A 5,100-nucleotide genomic window follows, 5' to 3' on the forward strand; every position below is an offset into this window, starting at 1 on the left:
GCGGCAGCGATGTCGGCGAGGGCGACCGAGATGAAGTTCGAGGTGATGAACTGGGCAACGCCGAACGACAGCCCGCAGGCCAGCGCCGGCCACCACTGCTCCCGGACCCCGCGGCGGCCGTCCACGATGGCGACCACCAGCAGCGGGATCGCGACGGCGAGGATCGGCACCTGCCGGCCCGCCATCGCGCCCAGGTCGTCCGAGGGCAGCCCGGTGACCTTCGCCAGGGTGGTGATGGGCAGGCCGAGCGGGCCGAACGCGGCCGGCACGGTATTGGCGACCAGGGCGGTCGTGGCGGCGAGCACCGGCCGGAACCCCACCGCGAGCAGCATGACGCTGGTGATCGCCACCGGCGTGCCCTGGCCGGCCAGCGCTTCCAGCAGCGAGCCGAAGCAGAACGCGATGACGATCGCCTGGATCCGGCGGTCGTCGCTGATCCGCACGAACGAGCGCCGCAGCACGTCGAAGTGACCGCTCTCGACGGTCATCGTGTAGATCCAGATCGCGGTGGTGAAGGTCCACGCGAGCGGGAACAGCCCGAAGCTGCCGCCCTCGGTAGCCGTCAGCAACGCCTGGCCGACCGGCATGTCGTAGGCGAGGATCGCCACCAGCAGCGCCACCGCCAGCCCGCTCGCCGCGGCCACCCAGGCCCTGGCCCGTACGACGCCCAGCAGCAGGAACAGCGTCGCGATCGGGAGCGTGGCGAACAGCGCGCTCCAGCCCAGTGACCCGCCGACCGGGTCCAACACTTGCCGGTACATCCCTTACCTCCGAACGGAAAACCCGCCGGCCTCCAGCGGATACCGGAAGTATCCAATCCGAGGCCGAGGCGACGATGTCCGAGCGTGCCGTGTTGCCAGCGTGAGCCGGGTCATCTCCACACCAGGGCAGCACCATTAGCGATGCTGGTCCTGAGCATGCCGAGGATTCGTACTGCTCACCTTGGTCGCCGGCCGTGCCACGGCCAGAATGGAGGTCATGACCTCCCATGACTGGCAGTTGCACCCACAGGCGGAGGCGCTGGTCGACAGGCTGGTGGCCGAGGCGCTCGGCAAGAGCCCGGAGCTGGCCGAGTTCACCAGCCGGCTCGCCCGCCAGACGGCCACCCGTCCGCAGGACTGGCTCGACTCGGTGGCCGGGCCGGTGACGGTCGATGAGCTGGCCACCGTCGGGTACCGGCGCACCGGTCAGCCCGACCTGTGGCGGCACCCGGGGGCCCAGCTGCCGGCGGTGGTCGTGGCCGAGCACTACGAGCTGGCGCTGCGCACCGACGACATCGCCGCCTTCGCGACCAGCTATGCCCGCGACACCGGTGCCGGCACCGCCGCGGAGCTGGCGGGCTCGCCGCTGGCCGGCTACCGCCGGGTGGTGGTGGCCGAGCAGAACGGGGTGCTGCTGGCCGGCGTCGAACGGCGCTCGTGGTCAGCGGGCACCACGCCGCAGACCTTCTCCGCGGCCCAGGCCGGTGCCGCCGCCCGCGCCTGGCAGCTGCTCGCCGACCGGCCCCGGACGCTGGCCGGCGCGGCCGGGGTGCGGGCCCAGCTGCCACCGGCCCGGGCCGCCGTCGACCTCGTCGGGGCGGACCTTGCGGCGTCCTACTTCCTGCAGCAGGAGCGCGGCTACTGGCAGCGGCACAACACCGCGGGCACCCTGCAGCACGCCCGCCAGGACCGGCTGGGGTTGGGCTGGGGCAACAACGACCACCACACCTTCCGCTCGTCGCGGGCCGCCTTCGCCCCGTTGATCGGGTTCCTGAGCCTGCTGGGCTTCCGGCCGCGGGAACGGTTCTATGCCGGGGCGCAGGCCGGCTGGGGCGCCCAGGTGCTCGAGCACCCCGGCTGCGGTGGGGTGATCTTCGCCGACGTCGACCTGGCGGCCGCGGAGGTCGACCTCGACTTCGCGCACACCGAGCTTGCCGAGACCGGCCGGTACGGCACGGTGGGGATGTGGTGCGCCCTGCACGGGGAGTCCGTGCTCGCGGCCGGGATGCACCACCTGGAGGGGCAGTTCTCCTTCGACGAGCTGGCCGCCTCGCTGGCCGAGCTCGGGCAGCCGTCGATGCGGCCGTTCTCGGATTACCCCTACCTGCGGCAGGCCTTCACCGAGGCGGACTGGTGGCCGGTGCCGGCGGCCCGGCTGGCGGCGCTGGTCGCCGCCGGCCAGCTCGACCCGCACCGGGCCGCCGAGATCGCCGAGACCGGCGTGGCCGGCTCGCACCTGGAGAACCTGGCACGCCGGGCCGGTTTCAAGGGGTTCAACCAGACCAACGTCTCGGCGACCCTGCTGGCCACCGACCCGCGCGAGTACCGCCGGTGACTCCCGGCCACCGGGCAACCCCGCCTGCCGCCCCGCCCGCCGCCGGCGGGCGGGCCGGTGCGGGCGGCTGTCAAGATTGACGGCGTGAACCCCGAGACGCTGGCAGCGGAGTTGCGCCGTGCCGGTGTCACCGACGTCGACGCCAGTAGCCGGCGCCGGGCCGAGTACTCCACCGACGCCTCGAACTACCGGGTGGTTCCCCAGGTGGTGGTCTTTCCCCGGCATGCCGACGAGGTGGCCCTGGCGCTGGAGGTGGCCCGGCGCACCGCGACGCCGCTGACCGCCCGCGGCGGGGGCACCTCCTGCGCCGGCAACGCGGTCGGGCCGGGCATGGTGCTGGACTTCTCCCGGCACCTCAACCGGCTGATCGCACTGGACCCCGAGGCCCGTACCGCGACCGTGGAGCCCGGCCTGATCCTGTCGGAGCTGCAGCGGGCCGCGGCGGTGCACCGGCTGCGGTTCGGCCCGGATCCCTCGACCCAGGCCCGCTGCACCCTCGGCGGGATGATCGCCAACAACGCCTGCGGGCCGCGCGCCCTGGCCTATGGCCGCACCGCCGACAACGTCGAGTCGCTGTCCCTGCTGCTGGCCGACGGGCGCAGCCTGAGGACCGCCCCGCTGGACCGGCTCGCCGATCCGGTCGCCGCCCGGCTGGCGTCGCTGGTGCAGGCCAACCTGGCGGTGATCCGCACCGAGTTCGGCCGGTTCGGGCGCCAGATCTCGGGCTACTCGATGGAGCACCTGCTGCCCGAGAACGGCGGCCGGCTGGCCCGGTTCCTGGCCGGCACCGAGGGCACCCTGGCGATCAGCACCGCCGCGACCGTCCGCCTGGCCGAGCTGGCCCCGGCCACCGCGCTCGCCGTGCTGGCCTACCCGGACATGGCCGGCGCCGCCGACGCGGTGCCCGCCGTGCTGCCCTACCGGCCGCTGGCCCTGGAAGGCATGGACGCCCGGCTGGTCGAGGTGCTGCGCCGGCGCCGCGGCCCGGCCGCCGTCCCGTCGCTGCCCGAGGGCGGTGGCTGGCTGTTCGTCGAGACCGGTGGCCAGAGCCTGGCCGAGGCGGTCGCCGCCGCCCAGCAGATCGTCCGGGCCGCCGGGCCGGCGGCCGCCGCGGTGGTGACCGGCGAGGACGCCCGCCGGCTCTGGCGGATCCGGGAGGACGGCGCCGGCCTGGGCGGGCGGACCCCGGCCAACGCGCCGGCCTGGCCCGGCTGGGAGGACGCCGCGGTGCCCCCGGAACGGCTCGGCGGCTACCTGCGCGAGTTCTTCGCCCTGCTGGCCCGGCACCGGATCGACGGGCTGGCCTACGGCCACTTCGGCGACGGTTGCGTGCACGTCCGGCTGGACTTCCCGCTGGCCGACCGGCCACCGGCGTTCCGGGAGTTCCTGCTGGAGGCCGCCGCCCTGGTGGCGGCGTACGGCGGTTCGATGTCGGGCGAGCACGGTGACGGCCGGGCCCGCGGTGAGCTGCTGCCGGCCATGTACTCCGCCGAGGCGATCGGGCTGTTCGGCTCGGTGAAGGCGATCTTCGACCCGGACAACCTGCTCAATCCCGGGGTGATCGTGGACCCGGCGCCGGTCGATGCCGACCTGCGGCTGCCGCTGGCCCGCCCGCTGACCGGCTCGGGCGGCCGGAGCCTGGGCTTCGGCTACCCCTCCGACGGCGGCTCGTTCAGCACCGCCGTGCACCGCTGCGTCGGGGTCGGCAAGTGCCGGGCGGACCTGACCGGCGCGGGCGGCGTGATGTGCCCGTCCTACCTCGCCACCCTGGATGAGACCCACTCGACCCGCGGCCGGGCCCGGGTGCTGCAGGAGCTGGCCAACGGCGAGCTGCTCACCGAGGGCTGGCAGTCACCGGAACTGCTGGAGGCACTGGATCTGTGCCTGGCCTGCAAGGGCTGCAGCTCGGACTGCCCGGCCGGGGTGGACATGGCCACCTACAAGGCCGAGCTGCTGTTCCAGCGCTACCGCCGCCGTCGCCGGCCGAACGCGCACTACCTGCTGGGCTGGTTGCCGCGCTGGAGCCGGCTGGCCACCAGGGCGCCGCGGCTGGCCAATGCCGCGCTGCGGCCGAAACCGCTGGCGGCGCTCGCCAAGCGGATCGGGGGCATCGACCAGCGCCGGCCGCTGCCCGAGTTCGCGCCGCGCTCGTTCCGGGACTGGTTCGCCGAGCATCCGGTGGCGCCCGGCGACCCGGTGCTGCTGTGGGTGGACACCTTCACCAACGCCTTCTCACCGGAGGTCGGGCAGGCGGCCGTCGAGGTGCTCGAAGCCGCCGGCTGCTCGGTGCGGATTCCGGACTCCCAGGTCTGCTGCGGGCTGACCTGGATCTCCACCGGCCAGCTCGACGGCGCCCGCAGGCAGCTGCGCCGCAGCTTCGAGGCGCTGGCGCCGGCGCTGGCGCTCGGGCTGCCGGTGGTGGGCCTGGAGCCGTCCTGCACGGCGGTGCTGCGCTCGGACGCGGTCGAGCTGATGGCCGGTGACGAGCGCGCCGAGCGGCTGCGGGCCCAGACCCGGACGCTGGCGGAACTGCTCACCGAGCGCGGCTGGAGCCCGCCGTCGCTGCATGGCGTCGAGGCCGTCGTGCAGCCGCACTGCCACCAGCACGCGGTGCTCGGCTTCCAGGTCGACTCGGCGCTGCTGACCGGCGCCGGCGCCCAGCTGCAGACGGTGGGCGGCTGCTGCGGCCTGGCCGGCAATTTCGGGGTCGAGCGCGGCCACTACGAGGTGTCGGTGGCGGTCGCCGAGCAGGCCCTGTTGCCCGCGGTGCGCGGCGCGGGGCCG

3 protein-coding genes are annotated in these 5,100 nt (G+C 74.6%); 2 read left to right on the top strand and 1 reads right to left on the bottom strand.

Features of this window, described 5'->3' with window-relative positions:
- On the bottom strand, window positions 1-761 hold a 761-nt coding region (locus tag VF542_RS17215), incomplete at its 3' end, for an L-lactate permease (RefSeq protein WP_408652923.1).
- Window positions 762-978: 217 nt separating this feature from the next.
- Between VF542_RS17215 and VF542_RS17220 the strand changes: the two genes are divergently transcribed.
- Both VF542_RS17220 and VF542_RS17225 read left to right on the top strand, forming a co-directional pair.
- The gene (locus VF542_RS17220) at window positions 979-2,316 is read left to right on the top strand and encodes a hypothetical protein (protein ID WP_408652924.1); all 1,338 of its coding nucleotides are present in this window, start codon (window positions 979-981) and stop codon (window positions 2,314-2,316) included.
- 84 nt (window positions 2,317-2,400) lie between these two features.
- On the top strand, window positions 2,401-5,100 hold a 2,700-nt coding region (locus VF542_RS17225; protein WP_408652925.1), incomplete at its 3' end, for an FAD-binding and (Fe-S)-binding domain-containing protein.

It is taken from the genome of Jatrophihabitans sp., from assembly GCF_036389215.1.
Lineage (GTDB): Bacteria > Actinomycetota > Actinomycetes > Mycobacteriales > Jatrophihabitantaceae > Jatrophihabitans_A.

Bases quoted from the DNA above. Each gene is read 5' to 3' on its own strand.
- VF542_RS17220 (WP_408652924.1), top strand. From the start codon at position 979: ATGACCTCCCATGACTGGCAGTTGCACCCACAGGCGGAGGCGCTGGTC.